Origin of the sequence: Aquibacillus rhizosphaerae, assembly GCF_030282825.1 — a bacterium.
GTDB lineage: Bacteria > Bacillota > Bacilli > Bacillales > Amphibacillaceae > Aquibacillus_C > Aquibacillus_C rhizosphaerae.
Window position 1 is genome coordinate 18,684 of sequence record NZ_JASTZU010000014.1, and the last position, 20,465, is coordinate 39,148.

The window sequence follows — 20,465 nt, forward strand, 5'->3', positions numbered from 1 at the left end:
TGCTAATTTGTATATTTGTTATTTTTCTATATAATCCACTTTTTTCAGACGTGGGTTAGGTCGAAATTGTCTTCCTTCTTTTGCTTGATCTTTTCCATTCAATAATACACTATCACCTGTAAAACCAATATTTATATCTAATAAACTCCGACCTATTCCATAAACATCAACTGGTACATTCTGTTTTTCAAATTCACGGATTCTTTGTTCGTTAAACCCGCCACTTGCAATTATTTGCACGTGATTATAACCTTCCTCATCAAGAGCTCTCCTTAAAGCAAAAATCAACTTCGGATTAACTCCTCTAGGGTCAAAAGTTCCCATTAAGTGTTGATTTCTCAAAAAATATTTGTCGACCATATTTTTTGAGGTGTCTAGACGCACCCCCATTAATTTGTTGCCAAATTTTCGAGCAACTTTTAATGAATCAGTGACTACATCATTATTATAGTCTACAAGCACCATCAAATCATCATCTGGATAGACTTGTTGATATGCTTTTGCAGCTGCTACCACATCGCCTTCAAACATTTGAATCATAGCATGAGGCATTGTACCTATCCCTTTTTTACCCCACCACTCATTCATTGCATGAGTAGCCTGAGCCGTAGAACCACCAATGAACGCTGCATACCCGTCTCCCGCTTGCTGCGTATAGTGATCATCTCTATCACCCATGAATATAACTGGCTTTTGCTTTCCTGATGTTCGTGCTGCTTTTACTACATTATATACATTTGTTGCTACTGACGTTCTTCTCGCTAGTATACCATCAATAATTCCTTCAAGAAAACCAAATGACTGATAAGGACCGGTTACTGTTAAAACAGTTTCGAAAGGACTTATTTTATCCCCATCTCGTAAAGAAAGAATTTCCAGTTTACCTGGTTGGTCTGCAAACGTATGTAATAAAGCAATGGCTTCATCTGTACCACAGAGAACCGCATTGCTTTTTTGAAAAAATTGCATTGTTACCTGATTATTCGGTATTAACTTTTCTGCTATTTCTTTCGTCTTAAGGAAATAGACAGCAGAGAACCAACCTTCTTTAATTCTTTCATCAAATTTAAATGTTGTATTTGTCAAACGTTCAATTTCACCATTTAACTTTTTGGTAATTTCTTTCATTACAATTACTCCTTAACAAGCATCTATAGTCTTAATTATCTTTGTCCATCATATAAGAATAGTGCAACTTGGACAAGTTATATCCTAGTTATAAGAAAATAATTGTAAATATTTATAGTTCTTATTATCTTCATTTTTATTCTAATTATGATTATTATCTTCATTTAAATAGGAATTCAACTCGTTTTCAGTAATTAATACATCACGTGGTTTACTACCCTTTTGTTCAGATATTATACCACTTGCCTCCATTGAATCAATTAATCGTGCTGCTCGATTGTATCCAATTTTAAATTTTCTTTGTAAAAGAGATGCACTTGCTCCATTATGCTGTAAACATAAGTCTATAGCTTCACTATAGAGTTCATCCTCTTCTTTATCGACATTCAACTGCTTTAATAGTTGTTCTTGTTCAAAGAGATAGTTTGGTGTGGAATTTTTCTTAATATGGGCAGTAACTCGTTCAATTTCATCATCAGAAACAAAAGCGCCTTGTATTCTGACTGATTGCCCTGCCCCATTTTCCACAAAGAGCATATCTCCTTTACCTAGTAATTTCTCAGCTCCACTTGAATCTATTATTGTTCTGGAATCCACTTGTGAAGATACACTAAATGCAATTCTAGTAGGAATATTTGCTTTGATTAATCCCGTAATTACATCAACCGATGGTCTCTGTGTTGCCAATAACAAATGAATCCCGCATGCTCTCGCTTTTTGTGCAATTCTACAAATGGCGTCCTCCACATCCTGTGGTGATACCATCATTAAGTCCGCTAGTTCATCAATGACAATAACTAGATAAGGAAGTTTCTCATGTTGACGATTTTGATTTATCATCTTTTGATTATAACGATCAATATCCCTTGCGCCTTCAGTAACAAATTTCTCATAACGCTCTTCCATTTCTGCAACAGCCCATTTTAATGCAGAAGTTGCCGCTTTTACGTCCGTAATAACTGGCGAAACAAGATGCGGAAGGTCATTATAAGGTGCAAGTTCAACCATCTTTGGATCAATTAATAAAAACCGAACATCTTCATGACTCGCTTTATACAACAAACTTATCAAAATTGTATTAATACAAACACTTTTACCAGAACCAGTTGCACCAGCAATTAATCCATGAGGCATTTTTTTTAAGTCAGTTATAATAGGACGACCTGCGATATCTAATCCCAAGGCAACACTTAGAGGGGACGAGTTCTGTTTGAAACCATTCGTTTCAAACAGTTCTTGAAGAACCACAGCTTGAGATTTTGGATTAGGTACTTCTATGCCAATCGTATTTTTACCTGGGATTGGTGCTTCCATCCGGATATCTCTAGCCGCCATATTCAGTTTAATATCGTCGCTTAAGTTTTTAATTTTACTTACTTTCACACCAGGTTCCGGTTGTATCTCAAACCTAGTAACAGCAGGTCCTTGCATAGCATTCACAACTTTAGCTCTAACATGGAAATGTTTTAAAGTTGTTTCTAACAAGTCTATCTGCTCTGTAACCCAGTCACTATCTTCGGTAGTTCTTTCTACTTGATCATTTAGTAAATGCATTGGTGGACTAGGAAATGAGCGCTCTTGCTGTTTTTTTAGTAAATGATTTCTTTTATCACTCGGTATCATGAATACATTAAAAGGGACCTGCTTCTTTTGCGTTGAATGATTAGTATCACCGTCTGATTTTGCAGGTTGATTGAGGCTGTAAGATGTGTTTTTATTCACAACAGATTTACGATCATCTTCCGTTTTGTCCGGTGTTTCAGCCCCATTTATATTTTCATTACCATCTTTTACAATTGGTGTTGATTCCCCCATTCCTTTAAGTATCTCTACTTTTTCATTGTCCACTTTCTCTGGTGTTTCAAATATCTGTTTACTATCTTCTTCATTAGTAATTTCCTTACGAATGTAAGCAGGCACGTCCAAGGACTCTTTTACAGGATAACCTTTGAAACCATAAATTGGTGATGGAACATCTGAAGCTTCAAATGGTATATATTTATTAGTTATTTTCTTATTATTATTTTGATCAAAATCATTATTATTTGGACTTTCTTTTATTTCTTTTCGCTCTGAATATTCTTGATCTCTTATATTTTTTCGTATAGGAGCTTCTGATTTCACTGGAATTTCAAACTTTCTCTCACTAGGATATTGATAAGATATTCTAGTCTCAATTGTATTTTTTTCACGAATTGTTTTATTTTGATTTTCCTCTAACGGTGTATGATTCGTTTCTGTCTCAAACAATTGACTAACTTTGCGTTTTAATTGCTCCCACATAATTATTCCACTCTTTCTCTAACAATTTAATTCTTATTTTATCAGTTTTTTATACAATTTGTGTATATAATCTAAAAAACCTTTGCCAGCATATATAGTGACAAAGGTTTTTTGAATATGAATAAACAATTTAAAGTTTAAAATTCAAAAGGTTGGCCAGTTTGATAACGATCTTCTAAAACATAGATGCCTTTTTCTATTGGAGCATTAGGAAGACCAAGTTCTTTCTGAGAACAAATCATTCCACTAGAATCAACACCTCTTAGTTTCACAGGTTTTATTTCCATTCCACTAGGCATCACAGCTCCAACTTTTGCGACTACAACTTTCTGACCTTGTTCTATATTTGGGGCTCCACAAACAATCTGAAGTAGTTCATCGCCAACTTCAACCTTACAAACACTTAATTTATCAGCATTTTCATGGGCTTGCTTTTCTTTGACATATCCTACTACAAATTTGGGGCTAAGGTCTACTTCTAATTTTTCATCTAAATTACTTTCTGCAAATACCTTATTTATGTCTTTTAGTAAATCTTCAGTTGCATCTATTTTTCCTGACTCTTCTATAGAAACGTATTTCGAGGCATTAAATATATTATATCCTAATAAATCTTTGCTTTCAGTATCATAAATTTTAACTACATCTTGATATGTTTGATACGAAATTTGGTAGCGGTCACCTTTTTTAATCGGTATCAGGAGTACATCACCGATTCCTTGTTTATTATAAAATACATCCATCTTTATTCTTCCCCTTTAGGTTGATTATTTTTAGTAGGTTTGTTTTTAGCTAAAATGAAAATTGGTTCTAATTTTTTATCTTCGTAGATGAAAGGTAACGATGTAATTGGCACTCGACCTTCGGCAAAGAATTTCATTGTCATTTGAGCTAATATATCATAACCCATATCATTTTGAATATCAGCAAAGATCAATACATCTTGATGTGGCACTGCTACAGCAAGTTCACCTGTACTATTTGCCTTCATTTCTTCTAGAAGTGATTCATTTAAAATTCTACTTGCATCATAACCATCTTGAGATGCCATAAAATAAAAATCATTACCCGCAACTGGGTCCTTTCTTGGCTCGGATGTTAAAGAACGCACATTAAAAGTAGAAATTTCTCTCAATCTTTCTATTGTCCATCCTTCTTTATGAAGCATTTCCTCATCAATTAACTTGTAAGTCTTACCCAGATCAAGTGCATAATAAATTCTAGTTTCCGCAGTATGATCAGAGTAAATTAACTTCTTTTTCGATTTTGTTTTGGTTGGAAAAGAGGTGGCGCGAATAACTGGAAATATATTTTTTTCTTTCCCTGTAAGTTCATGTGTTTGATTCATGATTTGCAGAGCTTCTACCACGTGGTATTCTAAGTCCTGTAATGCATCCTCCCCGCGTTGCTCATACTTTGCAATAACGTTTGGAATCGTAATCGATATACCTTGTTTAGTTTCCTTCCACTCTACTCGAAAAACATCTTTATCACGATTAAATGATATATTCCAGTCAGGATTTTTCAGTCTTTCTTCAAGGATATTTTTCATTTTAATACTTGTCATCTTCATGATTCATACCTCCTTATCCTAAATATGTATTACAGATAAAAACCTTGCCGCAAGTTTAGGCAAGGCACTAATTGCATATTATGAAGGAAGACCTTCAATGAACTTATCAATTTCTTCTTTTGATTTGCGATCCTTACTAACAAATCGGCCGGTTTCTTTGCCTGCACTAAATGCTAAGAAGCTAGGAATACCAAAGATATCATATTTTGAGCAAACATCAATAAATTTATCTCGGTCAACATAAACAAACGTATATTCTTTATACATTTCCTCTAGTTCAGGTAAAACTGGCTCGATCACTCTACAATCTGGGCACCAATCAGCAGAAAATAAAAGAATTGCTTTTTCATTATTAATAATAGAATTTAACTGTTCAACAGATTCTAATTGTAACATATCTATCAACTCCTATTTTAGTTCCTAATTAATCATTTTCATAATACCAAATTAGTCGTCATCTACAACAATATATAGTTGTAGATGATTGAACAAGGTAATTATGAAATTGACTCAATAATAAACAGTATATATTATTCGTAACTAATTTTCATATCTCCCGGCTTAATCCAACCTTTTTTACGAAACCACTCTGAAACGACCAAACTAATTATGGCCGGACCTACAATATGTAATAACAATATAATCAAGAAAATATTTAAGCTAAATCCCATTGCTTCAAATGTCATAATTTGTCCTACAAAGCCAGCGGTTCCCATGCCTGCTCCTAAAGCATTATTCGTCATCTCAAACCAAACAGTTGCAAATGGCGCCATAATTGCTCCGGCAATTGTTGGTGGTATGATAATAATTGGTTTTCTAATAATATTCGCTACTTGTAGCATAGAAGTACCGATACCTTGAGCTAAACTACCACCCATACCATTATCTCGATAACTAGATACTGCAAATCCAACCATCTGAGCTGCACAACCTACCGTTGCGGCACCTGCTGCAATTCCATCAAGAGACAACATAAGCGCAATTGCTAAACTAGAGATAGGAGCAGTTAATGCCCAGCCCATTAATATAGCAACAATAATCCCCATTATTAACGGTTGTTGATCTGTAGACCAATTAATAATATTCCCAAAACCAGTCATGAAGGAATCAATTGGTGGACCGACAAGTTTTCCTACAGTAAATCCAACTACAAGCGTTAAAAATGGAGTAAGAATAATATCAACTTTTGTTTGCTTATAAATTATTTTACCGAATTCTGTAGCAAATAAAGCAGCAACGTAACTCCCTGCTGGTCCTCCTAAATCGTACCCATAAGCACCAGCAAACAAGACTGAAAACATTACTAGAGGTGGAGCCTTTAATCCATAGGCAATTGCAACACCGATTGCTCCCCCAACAATTTTTTTGTCCATGGCGAACCCGCCCATTTCTACTAACCAACTAAAAAGTCCTAGGTCGCCAAACAGCTTTGGCAATTGTTGACCCAAGGTTTGAATAATCAATCCAATTAAAAGAGAAGAAAATAGTCCTAACGCCATATAACTAAGTGCAGTAATAAAATATTCTTTAGGTGATAAAGATACACCTTTCTTTGTTAAAAAGCTTTTCATTATGAACCTCCTTGTTTAACGTATTATTTGTTATAATACACAATCCATTTATCAAACTCAATTTTTATTTAACTTTTTCACTCTAGTATGTACAGGTAGAAACATTACAAATAAAATGTCAAAAAAAACACGCATTCCAAAATATGAAATTCGTGTTTTTCGAACATTATTGTTCCTGAGATGTGTAAGCAATAGAATTAGCCATTTGCATCATAGCTTCTGCATCCTCTTCCATATCGTTGACAGAAGTATAGGTTGTTATCTTCACTCCACCTACCCCTATTTGCAACTCATATGTGTCTTCTTCTTCTGATGAGACAACACCGATGTATCCGAATCGATCACTATTTTCAAACGACTCCAATAAAGTAAAATGTCCAGCAGATTCTGCGGCCTGGTAATTTAACTCACTTGTAGTTTCTTCAAGGGCGTTGTAGAACAAAATGTATGTTTGATCACTTTTTTCTAGAATTAAGTTACTTTGTGTTTCTTCAATAATTTCAAAGTTATTCGGTAAATATAATGAGAAGTGTTCCAAGTCCTGATTAACTTCTACACTATTACTATTAAATGTAGACTCAGCTATCGTACGTGCTTCTTTCAGCGCCTCTTCTTCTGACTGACTACAACCACTTATGAGGATAATTAAGATTGTTAAGGTGATGGAAAGATTCCATTTCATTCTTTTCATGTTAGACCTCCTGATTAATCTAGTTCTAATTTCCCCCCTTCCTATCATACTATGATTTAAAAATTTAACAAGGTTGGATTTTATTCACTACTTTTGAATATTTATAATTGCAATACTATAATGAAAATATGAAAAAATTGTAGGAGGCATTATAGAAATGAATCTTACTGTTTATTTAGCAGGACAAATCCATGATGATTGGCGTGACAACTTAAAGCGAAAGGCAAAAAATAAAGATCTTTCTATTAGTTTTGTCGGACCACAGGAACAACATGACCTTTCTGACTCCATAGGAGAGAACATTTTAGGAGCACAACCAGGAAATGTTTATAGAGATGACGCAGCTTCAGCTATTAATAACTTTAGAACAGAAGTATTACTCAAAAAAGCAGATATAGTTATTGCATTATTTGGTGAAAAATATAAACAATGGAATACCGCAATGGATGCTGCAACCGCTTTGACACTCAACAAGCCCACTATTATAGTAAGACCAGAATCGTTAATTCATCCATTAAAAGAATTATCAAATAAAGCCAATGTGACAGTCGAGACAATTGATCAAGCATTAGAAGTTATTGAATACGTTTATAAGTAGTAACAATTGTTAAACAAAAGACTGATTACTATTAAACAGCGTTGGGTAGTCAGCGCTGTTTATAATTGTAATCATACTGGCCTTTTAGTAGCTTTACGACATGCCTAAACATTTCCTCTCGTCCAACAAGCTCGTCCGTAAAAATGCCTATAGCTCCTTGATTTTTTCTAACATCTTTCTTTTTTACGTACCAATCCATTATTTCACCTAGTTCAATCCCTTTCAGAAGTTGTTCACTTATTTCTTTCGGCAAAGGAATACGTGCACCACTTGCAACAAATAACTCACCTGATTCATCCACAAGAGCACCCCAGTTACATAATAGTAGCTTTTTATTTAGTTCCATTACCCCACCTTCAAGGCCTATACCAATTACGTCCTCAGCTAATGAAGCACATTCCTGGGCACGATTAATTGCCCCTTCTAGAGTTTCTGTATCTGAATATGGTTGCGAAGACACATGGGAAGGAACATCATGCGCTACTATTTTTAATTTTGTAAATACATTTTCCACTGCTGTTATCTTTGCAGGGTTATTTGATCCTATAAATACCTTCATCCTTTACATCCCCTATTATCTTTATCATACGACATAATAACTAAATATAAGGACTAACTGATATCCCTAATCGGTTAGTCCTTTTTGTTAGATTTTATCCATTATTTTTAATTTGTTCCAATGTGTTTGCATCAGTTGCTTTCACAAGCTTAACAATTAATTCCTTCGCAGCAGCATAATCATCTACATGAATCATGGAAGCATGCGTGTGTATATAGCGAGAACAAACCCCCACAACAGCTGATGGAACACCTTGATTTGAAATATGCACTCTTCCGGCATCTGTACCACCTTGAGAAATAAAATATTGATAAGGGATTTTATTTGATTCTGCCATGTCTAAAACAAACTCCCGCATACCCTTATGTGTGATCATTGAACGGTCGAAAATGCGTAATAATGCACCTTTTCCTAACTGCCCAAACTCATTATCATCACCTGACATATCATTAGCTGGAGAAGCGTCCAACGCATAAAAGATATCTGGGTTAATCATGTTCGAGGCTACTTGGGCACCTCTTAAACCAACTTCTTCTTGCACTGTAGCACCAGAGTACAATTGGTTCGGTAATTCAACCCCTTGGACTTCTTTTAATAATTCTATTGATAAACCACAGCCATAACGGTTATCCCATGCCTTTGCAAGTAACTTTTTATCATTTGCCATTGGTGTAAATGGGGTAACAGGAACGATTTGTTGTCCAGGTTTAATTCCAATACGTTTTGCATCGTTCTCATCATCTGCACCAATATCAATTAACATATTCTTTATTTCCATCGGTTTTTTTCTTTGTTCCGGTGTTAAGTTGTGGGGAGGTATGGAGCCAATCACTCCAATTACGGAACCCTTTTCTGTAATTATTTCGACACGTTGTGCTAATAACACTTGTGACCACCACCCACCAAGTGGTTGAAAGCGAAGCATACCATTCTTAGTTATTTGTGTAACCATAAATCCAACTTCATCCATATGTCCTGCGACCATCACTTTGGGTCCTTTTCCATTTTTCACACCAAATATACCGCCTAAGTTATCCTGAATGATATCATCTGAATACTTCGTTAGTTCTTGCTTCATAAAACTTCTAACATGGTGTTCATTACCAGGTGCACCCGGTAACTCTGTTAAAGTTCGAAATAGTTCTTGTGTGTCTTTATTCATATGTATGACCTCCATGTGTAGTAACATAATTTAATTGTATCGAATCGTGCATCATGTTTCCACTTTTTAGATGCTACTTTGATTTCTATTTTCTCTAAAATCAGGTATACTAATACTAAAATCTAAACTTGAGGTGGTCCACTAATGAATTGGAAAAGACTTGTAGTTGCGGCTGGACTAGGCGCTGTAGCTGGTTACTTTATTAAAGATCAAATCACAAACCAACAAAATGTTACACCAGAAAAAGCACTTAAATTAGCAAAAAATACTTTTAAACAACAAGGTCCAGTTAGCGGATCATGGATTTATATGAAGGCTGAAGAATTAGTGAAAAATGGACTAACATATAACGTTTATCGTGGTGGTGTAACAAGAACTTTAGATGGTGATAATAAACAGTATGAGTTTTTTGTTGACGCGGAAACAGGTACGATTATTGATGTAGCTGAATCAGCATTATTAAACCAATAATACTAATTTAGCTTTTGACATTGTAAGGGATTTTTAATAGCAGAGTATTTATGTAAAAATAAAAAAAGTAAACGGGGCTATAAATGCTCCGTTTACTTTTTTTGAAATCTTGCTTTACATCTATAAATGGGTTGACCAATACCTGAAAATTTTTCTTCGTATTCTGTCATAATATTTGTAGGATCTGCTTGGTCGTGAAGATCAAGTAAAACCTCTTCCAAAATCATACCATATTGTGAAAAACTAACCAATGAGAACTCAAACAATCCTCGGTTATCAGTCTTAAGAATAAGTTCACCGTTACTATTCAAGATATTTTCATATTGTTCCAAAAAATTCTTAAAGGTCAATCTTCGTTTAGCGTGTCTAGCTTTCGGCCATGGATCAGAGAAGTTTAAATATATTTTCTCTACTTCATTTTCGCCAAAAAATTCCGATAAGTCATTAGCATCCTCATTAATTAGACGCACATTTTCTTGATTTGAATCTGACACTTTTTGTACAGCACTAACAATTATACTTTTGGCTAGTTCCATTCCAACAAAATTAACATCACTATACTGTTTAGCCATTCCAGCAACAAACTGTCCTTTGCCAGTTCCTATCTCTAAATGAATTGGATTATTGTTTTTAAACACAGTATTCCATTTATTTTTGTATTCACTAGGAGATAACTCAACTATTTCTTTATTTTCTTTTAAGTAATCATCTGCCCAAGGTTTATTTCTTGCACGCATAAAATGACGCTCCTTCAGGTTATTTATAATAAACAGTATCACGAGTTTAAGTACGCAGGCAAGTCCTATCCAACTTAAATAAATTTAACGCAAAAAAGAAAACTGAATTACTATTTATAGAAACTCAGTCCGTCTTGAATATTTAAACCTTTTTAGTTAAAAATACTATTAAAGGTGGGATATCTATGTCATTAAATGTTAATGATCAATTACATGTTTTATATGATTTGCTTAGTGAACAGGCAGAAGATTGCTGCGGTAGTGTTTCTGAATGCCAACAAATAAAACGACTTGTACAATCATTAATTTCTAGTAAGTCCATTAGTGATCAGCAATTACTTCAATTATTACCAGAAATTTATAATTATGGTCGACAAGGCGAAATAGCTCAAAATCTTGATGAACATATTACGACTAACCAAGACAATATAAAAAGTTGGGTAAGTGTGATTGACTATACTAGTAGTCAGTAACTCTATTTAAAAGCCGCTTTAATTCTTTAAGCCTTTGAGCGGCTTTTTTATTCTCATTACGTTTTTTATGCCATATCAAATAAGAAATAGCTTCAATCATCAGATACCAATTCATACGATCAATCAAATGCTCATCATTAGTAATTCCGTAACTATCCAACCAAGAATCCCAGTCGTTCTCAGGAATATACCATTGTAAAATCATACCAATGTCCATTGCTGGATCACCGACTTTAGCGTTATCCCAGTCAATTAAATATAGTTGGCCACTATGCGAAAGAAGCCAGTTATTATGATTCATATCACAATGACAAACCACTTGGACATCAGAATATACAAAGGGTAACATTTTGTCCAAGTATTTAATTGCTTGATGCACTTCTATTTGTGCCAATTCTTCATTATCACGTATATTTTTTCTTAATTTATTTAATATTTCATCCGGTTTAAGTGGTTTTTTTCCAATCCTCATCAACATATGTAATAATTCTGAGGAATGATGGATTTTACTTAATAATTTGGCCACTTCAGGATGTTGCATTTCTTCAGGCGTTAATTCTTTACTTTCTAGCCATTGTTGCGCAGTTACAACGTCACCATTCTCTAGACGTTTTGTCCATACTAACTTTGGCACAATGCCCTGAGCAGACAATACAGCTAAAAAAGGAGAAGAGTTACGCTTTAAGAATAAACGATTGCTTTCACTTTGAGCATAATAAGCTTCTCCAGTTGATCCTCCGGCTGGTGCAATCGTCCATTCATTACCTAGTATATGTTCCAAACTTTTCACCTTCAATTCCTCAAATCTTACTATATTTAATGAATTATTATTAAAAGGACAGTAATAATAGATTAACCCAAACTACATAACAATTTCAAGTGAATTTTTTTAAACAAACGATATTAATTAAGTTTCATCTATCTCTTCTTCCCATTCCGGTCGTTTAATTGCAGACGTATAACAATGATTTAGTAACAACTCTGCAACTTTTAGTTGCCTATGTTTTAATGGGGAGACCAGGCTTCGTTTAGCATTTAACCACGATTCGTGCTGTTCTTTTCCTATAAATTTAGTATTATAGGGTTCCAAATAAGATTCAATCATATTCGTTCTAGACAATACAACTTTTTGTATAGGAAAATCTATATCATATTTATTTAATATACTCCTAATGACTTTCTCTGTACGCTTAAGTGATAACAAAGGACTTAGAAGGCGACTTTGAATATTATCTTGTTCTTTGTACCAGGTACGGTCATCACCTGTCACAATCGTAATATCTGAATCTAACTCAACAAATCTGATAATCTCTATTCCAATTGGACTTAGTAGGACAATATCTCCTTCTAATGGGCTATTTTTCAAATGAAAAATAGGTTGATAAAAAAGCAAATACGTATCCGGGAATCTTTGAAGAAAATATTTCAGAGTATAATCGTCATAGTAGTATTTATCTAGAAAAGACATTTCACTGACGGTAGTTGAAGCCCATTTAAATTGAAAAGGTAATAACGTATCTAAAAAATACTGTTTTAAGTCCTTTTTTGAATTTGGCAGCTGGATCTCCGAAAAATCCTGCGCATCTTCCTCAACGCGCTCTCTTCGTTGAAAAAAACTCTTCCACTTTGAAAAGTTACTATTATCTTGTTCCTGTTCATCTTCAATATCTATTTGTTGTTCTAATTGCAATTCCCATGCCTGCATCAGTTTTTTCCAATTTTCACTTTTTAAACGAATATACTGACCAGGATAATGATAAATATCCTTTTCATACCTTGATATATAATCTTGCAGTTTTACCAATTGAGCCATTTATTCTCCTCTATTCAAATCAATCTGTTTAACAACTTTATACTTAGGTGAATCCGAAGGGTGTATTTGATAAACGACAATATGCTTTACTATAAAATTTTTCATCTCAAGAAAAGTATCATCTTGAAAACTATCTATATCTATACATTGACCACTCCACTTTTTTGCAAGTGTAACATGCGGACGATAGGGTCTCTTTTCCTCTTTGAACCCCAAAGCCACACATATGCCCTCAACGGCATCATAAAGTGAATTTATTGAATTGCTATCACTAACTCCAGACCATAATACCCGAGGTTGATTTGGATTTCCAAACGTACCAATACCTCCTATCGTTAGAGGAAATTGGCTGATAGTATTGATTTTTTCTAAATGTTCCATTAATTTATCAATTGTACCAGTAGATACTGAACCTAAAAATTTCAAGGTTATATGAAGATCGTCTTGATGTGTCCAACTCTTATAACCAAGAGTTTTGTCACTTTTTAAATTATTTTGTATATCAGATAACCAGAGTTTTATATCTTGACTTAGCGGTATTGCAATAAAATAATGCATATTTTGTAACATACTAAACCTCTTCCTATTATCTTGGGAGCTTGCTTTTATTTAATTTGCACAAAATATAACTAATTTATTATTTAGTTGAATTAAACTTTTCGTATGTGAGTTTATCACAAATGGCATATAATTCTGCATCATTTGGAATTTCATCATCTAACATACGATTTACACTTAAATTATTACGATCTGCTACAAGTGTTGCACCTTGTTCAAGTAAATCATGAAATGCATCGCCATATGTTTTCCATTTTGGTGAGATTTGAATATGATAAAGATCATCTCCATGTGATCTGCTTAATAACTGGCTATATACATTAGATATACCTTTTCTAAATGCTGAACGCACAAATAGACTCGATATGGTCTCATTTGAAATGATAAACTCATTAACTTTCATATATTCAAAGTTTTTAATGTGCTTTTCTTCCATAACTTCAACAATCGTGTGAACTTCTGGTGCGATTGACTCAATTGCCGAAGCTATTAATAGTGTTTTACCATCTGACAGTTGATCATCTTGAATCGTATCGTCCGCAAAAACTAAGACTGCATTTGCTTCTTTTATATTTGCATTTAAAAGTGTTTCACTTTCTGAGGCATTGCCTCTTATGTAATGAATATTCTCAGCGAGTATTGGGGCTTTTTCTAAATCATCTATGAGAACAATTTCAATTTTATTATTTGTATCAAGCATTTCCTTAATTGCAAACTTTGCTTTCTGTGACCAACCAATAATGATAAAATGTTGTTTTTCACTATACACAATATTACCTTCCTCTCTTTTTTTACGAAAGCTGGCTAACCCATCCACTACTTTACCAATCACTACACCGATTAAACCAATTCCAAAAATGTAAAGAAAAAGGGCAATGACTCTTCCAGCGATTGTTATTGGAAAGTAATCTCCATACCCTACAGTAGTAACTGTAGTCATTACCCACCAAAATCCGTCAAAATATGTTGGAAATGTTTCACTTTCTACTTGCACAACTAAGAAAGAAGCAAGAAGCACTAATAAAATACTTGTTAAAAATATAATTCTATTTTGTATTTTTATTACTTTTTTCATTAATGTTCTAATTAAATACATAGTTGTCCCTCCTTTATAATAGTATTAATTAAGTGAATTATCTGTAAAGTATCTGCAAAAATATAGCGTTTTGCAGCGAAAAGGTGTAAAATTAAATTAACTTCAAGATTCACGATCACTAAACGCCTAATGAAGAAGAACATTAAGGAGTGGTTTTTTGAATCAATCAACAACCCGCATGCTTACTCGTGTAAAGGCTGTATATCTGTACATTAGAGAAAATGGACCAGTCTCAACATCCGAAATAGCAGAAGAATTTGGGATTACTGATCGTACGGTTCAAAGAGACTTGAATGTCTTGGAGCACAACGGTCTAGTTAGTAGTCCAAACCGTGGGAGATGGAGAATCACTAAAAAGAAAGTTAAAATATCGTAAAAGTGTAAGCATAGAACAGAAGGCTGACAAATTGTCAGCCTATTTTTTTGTTACATCAATCACTAACCTTATTTGTTCGTAATTGATACTAAATAAGTATATTCCTCATCAGATAGTTCACGATATTCACCTAATTGCAAATCACCATCTAGCACTAAAGTCCCCATCGATAAACGCTTTAAGTAAATCACTTTTTTACCAACAGCTTCAAACATTCTTTTCACCTGGTGAAACTTACCTTCAGTAATGGTGATTTCAATTTCAGATATTTCTCCTCTAGTTAAAACAGATAATTCAGCTGGTTTCGTAACGTATCCATCGTCTAATGTCACACCTTGTTTAAATCGTATCACATCATCACTCGTTACACGACCTTCAATTTTAGCATAATACGTTTTACCTACATTTTTTTTAGGAGAAAGTAGTTGGTGAGCTAACTTTCCATCATTGGTGATTAATAGCAATCCCTCTGTATCTTTATCAAGTCTTCCTACTGGAAATGGATCAAAAACGATATCCTCAGGGTCCAATAGTTCAATTACGGTAGAGTCTCTTGTATCCTCTGTTGCTGAAACGTATCCAGGTGGTTTATTCATCATGATATATATATTTTCTTTATATTCTACAATCTCATCAAAAATTTTAATTTCATCTTTAACTGGATCTACATGCAAATTACTATTTTTTATAACTTCATTGTTTTTTTGGACTACTCCTTTTTTGAGGAGAATCTTTACTTCTTTCCTACTACCATATCCCATATTTGCAAGAAGCTTATCTATTCTCATTAAAATCTCCTACCTTATCAATTTCGCTTAAATACTTTATCAAAAATTCGTACCCGATCTCCAAGAATTCTTTCTAAAAGAGTTGACACATAACTAAGCCATAAGTAAACGGCAGTTCCTATAAAGACACTTACAACCAATATGATAAAAGCTTCCATTCTTCCATCTAGATAAGTTATGTAGAAACTCAGCAACCATTTAGTTAACCACACTGTAATCCCCATAATCGTTGTAAATATTACTATTAACATAGTTCTCTTCGTTAATTCACGTAATCGGTAATTAACAGCATTTTTTATTCTCCATATATTTAACGCTACTGCTGTCGAAACAGCTATAAAAGTACCAAATATAGCACCCTTTGCCCCAAACGTATGAATAAGAGGAACATTTAATAATATCTTCAATAGTATTCCTGCCGTTAAACTAACAACAGCGAACCTTTGTTGCTCAATACCTTGTAAAACAGAAGAGCTTACTGTAAATAATGCAAAAAATAGGGCTACTGGCGCATACCATGCTAATAAAGAACTAGTAATATCTATATTTTTTAATCCAAATAATGAACCATAAGCCTCGTTAGAAAGTAAACTTAATCCGATTACTGCTGGTAGTACAAATAACATTACAATTTGAAACGATTGATTGATTTGTTGATACATTAACGTTCTTTTCTTTTCTGCAAATGACCTTGTAAGTGCAGGTAAAGTAGCCAACGAAAGACCAATTGCCAACGTTACTGGGATAATCACTAACTTATGGCTATAAAAGTTCATACTTCCTAAGGCAAACTCGGATATTCCACCTTGGCCAATATCATCCATTGCCCTATTAAATGTAAGAGTATCTATTTGCTGGTATAGAGGTGTTGCAATTCCCACTAAAACAAAAGGTCCTGCATATTGAAATAATTCTTTGAATAAATCTTTTGTTGGTATATCATACGTTGTTGCTTGTTGTTGTAATTGAATATCCAAGTATGATTTTCTTTTTTTCCAAAAAATAAATAATACTATACATGAAGCAATAGCTCCAATGAAAGCTGCAAATGTTGCCCAGCCTACAGCTGTAGCAATGGTACCTTGGAACACATTGACTACTAGAAAAGCTGCTACTAATAAAAATACAATACGAACAATTTGTTCGACTACTTGAGATATAGCAGTTGGCCCCATTGACTCATAACCTTGAAAGAAACCTCTAACAATACTCATTGCAGGTACTATTATTAAAGCAAAACTAACCATTCGAATCACCATAGTAATATCCTCAACAGAATTACCTGATGTACTATCTTCCTTAGCTATAATTCTCAATGCCAATAGCTCAGCAGATAAATAAAGAACTAAAAAGGCAATAAACCCAGTAGCTGCCATAACTATCAACCCAGATTTAAACATTCTTCTACCTGTTTGATAATCACCGAGCGCATTATATTTCGAAACGAATTTTGATACAGCAAGTGGTACCCCTACTGTTGAGATACTTAATAAAATATTGTATGGGTTGTAAGCATAATAAAATAACGCCCCACCTGTTTCGCCTACTAGTTCATTAAAAGGAATGACATAAATCATTCCTAATAACTTTGATAAAAACGTGGCAGCTGTTAACAAAAGCGTTCCACGTAATATATTTGATGTAGCCATGTATTCACCTTAATTCATAATTTTTAATCAATGTTTCTATTTTATCATAAGTAAACCTTTTAAGCAGAAAAATTTATTAATAACAAGTCAAATAGTTCCAACTATGTTTAACTTTTTTTCATTTGTAACTTTTGTTATAGAAACAAAAAATCTATATTATTAGATAATCAAGTTCAAAAATATAATCAATTTTTAGATTACATTAATTAATACTCGGAACTAGATTGAAGTCAGCGAATGTTAACAGTACAATAAATAAATGGCATTTAGATAAACCTAGGCTAAGATTTCCTATCTTTCTAAAAAAGAGGCATACTAGTTATAAGAATAATTCATATTTAAGTAATAAACTAATTTTAATTACATATTGCAGTGTTATGGAAAGGAATGATTAAATTGTCATATCAAGTCACAGTTATCGGTGGAGGACCTTCAGGATTAATGGCTGCGATAGCAGCTGCTGAAAATGGCGCTTCTACTTTATTAATAGATAAAGGTAATAAACTTGGAAAAAAACTTGCTATTTCAGGTGGTGGTCGTTGCAATGTTACCAATCGACTACCAAAAGACGAAGTAATAAAACATATACCAGGCAACGGAAGATTTCTATATAGTGCTTTTTCTGTGTTTGATAATTACGATATAATCGATTTTTTTGAAGAACTCGGTGTTCAGTTAAAAGAGGAAGATCATGGTAGAATGTTTCCTGTCAGCAACTCAGCAAAAAGCGTTGTCAATGCTCTACTAAACCGCCTCGATCAACTTAATGTCACAGTGAAAACAGATACGCCAGTGGAAGCAATTGATTATAATAATGCACAACATACGATTATACTAAAATCAAAAGAGAAAATTGAAACAAATGCTGTAATTTTAGCAGTTGGTGGTAAAGCTGTACCACACACTGGAAGTACAGGAGATGGTTATGCTTGGGCCAAAAAGGCTGGCCATACTATTACAGATATTTACCCAACAGAAGTACCACTTCTTTCTAACGAAGCTTTTATTATAGAGAAGAAACTTCAAGGACTTGCATTAAGAGATGTTTCTTTATCAGTTCTTAATAGTAAAAAAAAAATCATTATCTCCCATCAAATGGACATGCTTTTCACGCACTTTGGTGTTTCCGGACCTGCGGTTTTAAGGTGTTCACAATTTGTTGTGAAGGAACTAATGAAAGGTAATAAAAAAGTAACGATGGAAATTGATGCATTACCTCATAAAAATGAACAGCAAATTTTAGATGAATATTTTGATATAATGGATCGAAATCCAAAAAAAAGTGTAAAAAATATATTTAAAGGGGTAGTACCTGAGAGATACTTAGAATATCTCTTAACTAAAAACAATATTATTAATGAAGAAAAATCAGCAAATATTTCCCGGGAAAAGATTCGTAATTTAATATATGATTTTAAACATTTTCAATTTGAAGTATATGGTAGTCAACCGATTGAAAAGGCATTTGTAACCGGTGGTGGCGTTTCGACAAAAGAAATTGTGCCTAATACAATGCAGTCGAAAATCATGCACGGATTGTATTTTTGCGGAGAAATTTTAGATATCCATGGTTATACAGGGGGGTATAATATAACCTCTGCAATGGTCACAGGACGTGTTGCCGGAATGAATGCTGCATGGGAATCTTTAGCTAAATAAAAATAAATAGGAGGATAGTGATAACTCATTTCACACTATCCTCCTATTTTAAAATACTAGAGAAATTGATCTTTTAATTTCTCTATTTTATTTATTGATAGGTTGTCTTCTCCAAATCAACACTTAGCCAAAGGTATGGGTTACAAATTTATTGATATTTCAGTGTATGGTTGTATGTACATATTCTCATGAAATAGCATCGATAACTGTAAAGGGTTCTTCCACATATCTATGACGTCTAAATCCCTTCCAAGTACTTTATTTAAACTCATAAATTTCTATACTACTGTTTTAATCTCTACGCAGCATTATCACAAACTTCTTTATGGTAAATAGCAGATTTGACAGAATTATCTCCCTAGTCATCTATTCTCTTTTCATGTAGATGATTGTTAATTTTTATACCATTCATCTTCAAATTCTCATCAGAATAATTTTTTATAATTTAGCTATGTTAAATAAATCTGTTGATATTTGATATATACGAATGTATGTTCTATAATAAAAGTTGTTATGAATGGCTTTGAAGGAAATCATTGATGAAATTAGAAAATTTAGTACAGCAGAACAATATCGCTTTCACAAAGCCTGTTTGGGCAATTTCTATATCTTCCGTTTTGTTTGCAGTATTTCATCCAATGTATTGGATAATCACCCTTGTTTCTGGTGTACTTTTATCTATAACAACATATAAGACTAAATCATTAATTCCATCAGTAATATCACATTCACTTTGGAATTTGTATATGGCTTAATTATTTCTTTATTTTTAGTCTAACACTATTATTTAACATAGTTTATAATTTAAAAGTTCAAAATTTTCTTCAAAATCATAGAACAATTCATATGAGTCAAACAATATACAAGAAAAAACCTCTAATAAGGAGACTCCTTATTAGAGGTTTTAGAGATGCCTAGCGGCGTCCTACTCTCGCAGGGGCAAAGCCCCAACTACCATGGGCGCTGGAGAGCTTAACTGCTGTGTTCGGCATGGGAACAGGTGTGGCCTCTCCGCTATTGCTACTAGACCTTATAATATAAAAAGGTTTGCACCTTCAAAACTAGATAAGAAGTAAACAAGACAAGCAAACAGTTAAAAATTTAGTTAAGTCCTCGATCTATTAGTATTCGTCAGCTACACGTGTCACCACGCTTCCACCTCGAACCTATCAACCTCATCGTCTCTGAGGGATCTTACTCATTTAAAATGATGAGAAGTCTCATCTAGAGGGGGGCTTCATGCTTAGATGCTTTCAGCACTTATCCCTTCCACACGTAGC

Annotated in this window: 22 protein-coding genes and 2 rRNA genes; 6 read left to right on the forward strand and 18 right to left on the reverse strand. The window is 33.7% G+C overall.

The features are described from left to right. Nucleotides 1-18 precede the first annotated feature (18 nt). The 7 genes from QQS35_RS02750 to QQS35_RS02780 form a co-directional block, all read right to left on the reverse strand. Entirely contained in the window at nt 19-1,128 is a 1,110-nt protein-coding gene (locus QQS35_RS02750) for a nicotinate phosphoribosyltransferase (RefSeq protein ID WP_285930246.1), read from the reverse strand. Between the two features lie 141 nt (nt 1,129-1,269). Beyond that, nucleotides 1,270-3,411, reverse strand: a complete 2,142-nt coding sequence (locus QQS35_RS02755; RefSeq protein WP_285930247.1) for a DNA translocase FtsK — start codon at nt 3,409-3,411, stop codon at nt 1,270-1,272. Nucleotides 3,412-3,548: 137 nt separating this feature from the next. Continuing rightward, entirely contained in the window at nt 3,549-4,154 is a 606-nt protein-coding gene (gene ytpR, locus QQS35_RS02760; protein WP_285930248.1) for a YtpR family tRNA-binding protein, read from the reverse strand. Between the two features lie 2 nt (nt 4,155-4,156). After that, nucleotides 4,157-4,984, reverse strand: a complete 828-nt coding sequence (locus QQS35_RS02765) for a DUF1444 domain-containing protein (RefSeq protein WP_285930249.1) — start codon at nt 4,982-4,984, stop codon at nt 4,157-4,159. A 78-nt stretch (nt 4,985-5,062) separates the two neighbouring features. Beyond that, nucleotides 5,063-5,380 carry a thioredoxin family protein gene (locus tag QQS35_RS02770; RefSeq protein ID WP_285930250.1) on the reverse strand — a complete coding sequence of 106 codons (318 nt, stop codon included), beginning with the start codon at nt 5,378-5,380 and terminating at the stop codon, nt 5,063-5,065. A gap of 134 nt (nt 5,381-5,514) precedes the next feature. Further along, nucleotides 5,515-6,555, reverse strand: coding sequence for a PTS transporter subunit IIC (locus tag QQS35_RS02775; protein ID WP_285930251.1), 1,041 nt, complete (start codon nt 6,553-6,555; stop codon nt 5,515-5,517). Nucleotides 6,556-6,721: 166 nt separating this feature from the next. Next, on the reverse strand, nt 6,722-7,246 hold the full coding sequence (locus tag QQS35_RS02780; RefSeq protein ID WP_285930252.1) for a hypothetical protein: 525 nt from the start codon (nt 7,244-7,246) through the stop codon (nt 6,722-6,724). 157 nt (nt 7,247-7,403) lie between these two features. Here QQS35_RS02780 and QQS35_RS02785 point away from each other — a divergent pair, with 157 nt between their 5' ends. Continuing rightward, nucleotides 7,404-7,844, forward strand: coding sequence for a YtoQ family protein (locus QQS35_RS02785; RefSeq protein WP_285930253.1), 441 nt, complete (start codon nt 7,404-7,406; stop codon nt 7,842-7,844). Between the two features lie 49 nt (nt 7,845-7,893). On the opposite strand, the gene QQS35_RS02790 is transcribed toward QQS35_RS02785, so the two are convergent. Together QQS35_RS02790 and QQS35_RS02795 are read right to left on the reverse strand one after the other, a co-directional pair. Further along, nucleotides 7,894-8,403, reverse strand: a complete 510-nt coding sequence (locus QQS35_RS02790) for a DUF84 family protein (protein ID WP_285930254.1) — start codon at nt 8,401-8,403, stop codon at nt 7,894-7,896. Between the two features lie 94 nt (nt 8,404-8,497). Continuing rightward, a complete protein-coding gene (locus QQS35_RS02795) occupies nt 8,498-9,565 on the reverse strand; it encodes a M42 family metallopeptidase (protein WP_285930255.1) in 1,068 nt (355 codons plus the stop codon). A 144-nt stretch (nt 9,566-9,709) separates the two neighbouring features. On the opposite strand from QQS35_RS02795, the gene QQS35_RS02800 reads away from it, so the two are divergent. Then, complete coding sequence (locus QQS35_RS02800) at nt 9,710-10,036, forward strand: PepSY domain-containing protein (RefSeq protein ID WP_285930257.1); 327 nt, start codon at nt 9,710-9,712, stop codon at nt 10,034-10,036. Between the two features lie 92 nt (nt 10,037-10,128). On the opposite strand, the gene trmB is transcribed toward QQS35_RS02800, so the two are convergent. Next, nucleotides 10,129-10,773 (reverse strand): tRNA (guanosine(46)-N7)-methyltransferase TrmB, encoded by a 645-nt coding sequence (trmB, locus tag QQS35_RS02805; protein ID WP_285930258.1) that lies wholly within the window; start codon nt 10,771-10,773, stop codon nt 10,129-10,131. Nucleotides 10,774-10,958: 185 nt separating this feature from the next. Here trmB and QQS35_RS02810 point away from each other — a divergent pair, with 185 nt between their 5' ends. Beyond that, nucleotides 10,959-11,246: a YtzH-like family protein gene (locus tag QQS35_RS02810; RefSeq protein ID WP_285930259.1), complete on the forward strand. Its 288-nt coding sequence runs from the start codon at nt 10,959-10,961 to the stop codon at nt 11,244-11,246. Here QQS35_RS02810 and QQS35_RS02815 read toward each other — a convergent pair. The 4 genes from QQS35_RS02815 to QQS35_RS02830 all read right to left on the reverse strand — a co-directional run bounded on the left by QQS35_RS02815 (nt 11,233) and on the right by QQS35_RS02830 (nt 14,713). Then, nucleotides 11,233-12,036, reverse strand: a complete 804-nt coding sequence (locus QQS35_RS02815) for a phosphotransferase family protein (protein WP_331490631.1) — start codon at nt 12,034-12,036, stop codon at nt 11,233-11,235. The two genes, QQS35_RS02810 and QQS35_RS02815, sit on opposite strands and share 14 nt — an antisense overlap. 117 nt (nt 12,037-12,153) lie before the next feature. Then, nucleotides 12,154-13,059 (reverse strand): NERD domain-containing protein, encoded by a 906-nt coding sequence (locus tag QQS35_RS02820; protein WP_285930261.1) that lies wholly within the window; start codon nt 13,057-13,059, stop codon nt 12,154-12,156. Further along, a complete protein-coding gene (gene thpR / locus QQS35_RS02825) occupies nt 13,060-13,629 on the reverse strand; it encodes an RNA 2',3'-cyclic phosphodiesterase (RefSeq protein ID WP_285930262.1) in 570 nt (189 codons plus the stop codon). It abuts the gene before it with no gap. Nucleotides 13,630-13,696: 67 nt separating this feature from the next. Next, entirely contained in the window at nt 13,697-14,713 is a 1,017-nt protein-coding gene (locus QQS35_RS02830) for a potassium channel family protein (RefSeq protein WP_285930263.1), read from the reverse strand. Between the two features lie 157 nt (nt 14,714-14,870). Here QQS35_RS02830 and QQS35_RS02835 point away from each other — a divergent pair, with 157 nt between their 5' ends. Next, a complete protein-coding gene (locus tag QQS35_RS02835) occupies nt 14,871-15,089 on the forward strand; it encodes a DeoR family transcriptional regulator (protein WP_285930264.1) in 219 nt (72 codons plus the stop codon). Nucleotides 15,090-15,157: 68 nt separating this feature from the next. Here QQS35_RS02835 and QQS35_RS02840 read toward each other — a convergent pair whose 3' ends face one another. Together QQS35_RS02840 and QQS35_RS02845 are read right to left on the reverse strand one after the other, a co-directional pair. Beyond that, nucleotides 15,158-15,877, reverse strand: coding sequence for a pseudouridine synthase (locus QQS35_RS02840; protein ID WP_285930265.1), 720 nt, complete (start codon nt 15,875-15,877; stop codon nt 15,158-15,160). A gap of 17 nt (nt 15,878-15,894) precedes the next feature. Beyond that, nucleotides 15,895-17,526 carry a putative polysaccharide biosynthesis protein gene (locus tag QQS35_RS02845; protein WP_285930266.1) on the reverse strand — a complete coding sequence of 544 codons (1,632 nt, stop codon included), beginning with the start codon at nt 17,524-17,526 and terminating at the stop codon, nt 15,895-15,897. A 396-nt stretch (nt 17,527-17,922) separates the two neighbouring features. Here QQS35_RS02845 and QQS35_RS02850 point away from each other — a divergent pair, with 396 nt between their 5' ends. Continuing rightward, entirely contained in the window at nt 17,923-19,185 is a 1,263-nt protein-coding gene (locus tag QQS35_RS02850; RefSeq protein WP_285930267.1) for a BaiN/RdsA family NAD(P)/FAD-dependent oxidoreductase, read from the forward strand. A gap of 539 nt (nt 19,186-19,724) precedes the next feature. Then, entirely contained in the window at nt 19,725-19,940 is a 216-nt protein-coding gene (locus tag QQS35_RS02855; RefSeq protein WP_285930268.1) for a CPBP family intramembrane glutamic endopeptidase, read from the forward strand. A 157-nt stretch (nt 19,941-20,097) separates the two neighbouring features. Here the strand turns inward: QQS35_RS02855 and rrf are convergent. Together rrf and QQS35_RS02865 are read right to left on the reverse strand one after the other, a co-directional pair. Continuing rightward, nucleotides 20,098-20,213, reverse strand: a 5S ribosomal RNA gene (gene rrf / locus QQS35_RS02860). A gap of 73 nt (nt 20,214-20,286) precedes the next feature. Beyond that, a 23S ribosomal RNA gene (locus QQS35_RS02865) occupies nt 20,287-20,465 on the reverse strand; the annotation flags it as partial.

Coding starts and splice junctions, on each gene's coding strand:
- QQS35_RS02775 (WP_285930251.1), bottom strand. CDS start 6,555: ATGAAAAGCTTTTTAACAAAGAAAGGTGTATCTTTATCACCTAAAGAA.
- QQS35_RS02770 (WP_285930250.1), bottom strand. CDS start 5,380: ATGTTACAATTAGAATCTGTTGAACAGTTAAATTCTATTATTAATAAT.
- QQS35_RS02840 (WP_285930265.1), bottom strand. CDS start 15,877: ATGAGAATAGATAAGCTTCTTGCAAATATGGGATATGGTAGTAGGAAA.
- QQS35_RS02830 (WP_285930263.1), bottom strand. CDS start 14,713: ATGTATTTAATTAGAACATTAATGAAAAAAGTAATAAAAATACAAAAT.
- QQS35_RS02765 (WP_285930249.1), bottom strand. CDS start 4,984: ATGAAGATGACAAGTATTAAAATGAAAAATATCCTTGAAGAAAGACTG.
- QQS35_RS02855 (WP_285930268.1), top strand. CDS start 19,725: ATGAAATTAGAAAATTTAGTACAGCAGAACAATATCGCTTTCACAAAG.
- QQS35_RS02790 (WP_285930254.1), bottom strand. CDS start 8,403: ATGAAGGTATTTATAGGATCAAATAACCCTGCAAAGATAACAGCAGTG.
- QQS35_RS02810 (WP_285930259.1), top strand. CDS start 10,959: ATGTCATTAAATGTTAATGATCAATTACATGTTTTATATGATTTGCTT.
- QQS35_RS02785 (WP_285930253.1), top strand. CDS start 7,404: ATGAATCTTACTGTTTATTTAGCAGGACAAATCCATGATGATTGGCGT.
- QQS35_RS02820 (WP_285930261.1), bottom strand. CDS start 13,059: ATGGCTCAATTGGTAAAACTGCAAGATTATATATCAAGGTATGAAAAG.
- QQS35_RS02750 (WP_285930246.1), bottom strand. CDS start 1,128: ATGAAAGAAATTACCAAAAAGTTAAATGGTGAAATTGAACGTTTGACA.
- QQS35_RS02845 (WP_285930266.1), bottom strand. CDS start 17,526: ATGGCTACATCAAATATATTACGTGGAACGCTTTTGTTAACAGCTGCC.
- thpR (WP_285930262.1), bottom strand. CDS start 13,629: ATGTTACAAAATATGCATTATTTTATTGCAATACCGCTAAGTCAAGAT.
- QQS35_RS02755 (WP_285930247.1), bottom strand. CDS start 3,411: ATGTGGGAGCAATTAAAACGCAAAGTTAGTCAATTGTTTGAGACAGAA.
- QQS35_RS02800 (WP_285930257.1), top strand. CDS start 9,710: ATGAATTGGAAAAGACTTGTAGTTGCGGCTGGACTAGGCGCTGTAGCT.
- ytpR (WP_285930248.1), bottom strand. CDS start 4,154: ATGGATGTATTTTATAATAAACAAGGAATCGGTGATGTACTCCTGATA.
- QQS35_RS02780 (WP_285930252.1), bottom strand. CDS start 7,246: ATGAAAAGAATGAAATGGAATCTTTCCATCACCTTAACAATCTTAATT.
- trmB (WP_285930258.1), bottom strand. CDS start 10,773: ATGCGTGCAAGAAATAAACCTTGGGCAGATGATTACTTAAAAGAAAAT.
- QQS35_RS02795 (WP_285930255.1), bottom strand. CDS start 9,565: ATGAATAAAGACACACAAGAACTATTTCGAACTTTAACAGAGTTACCG.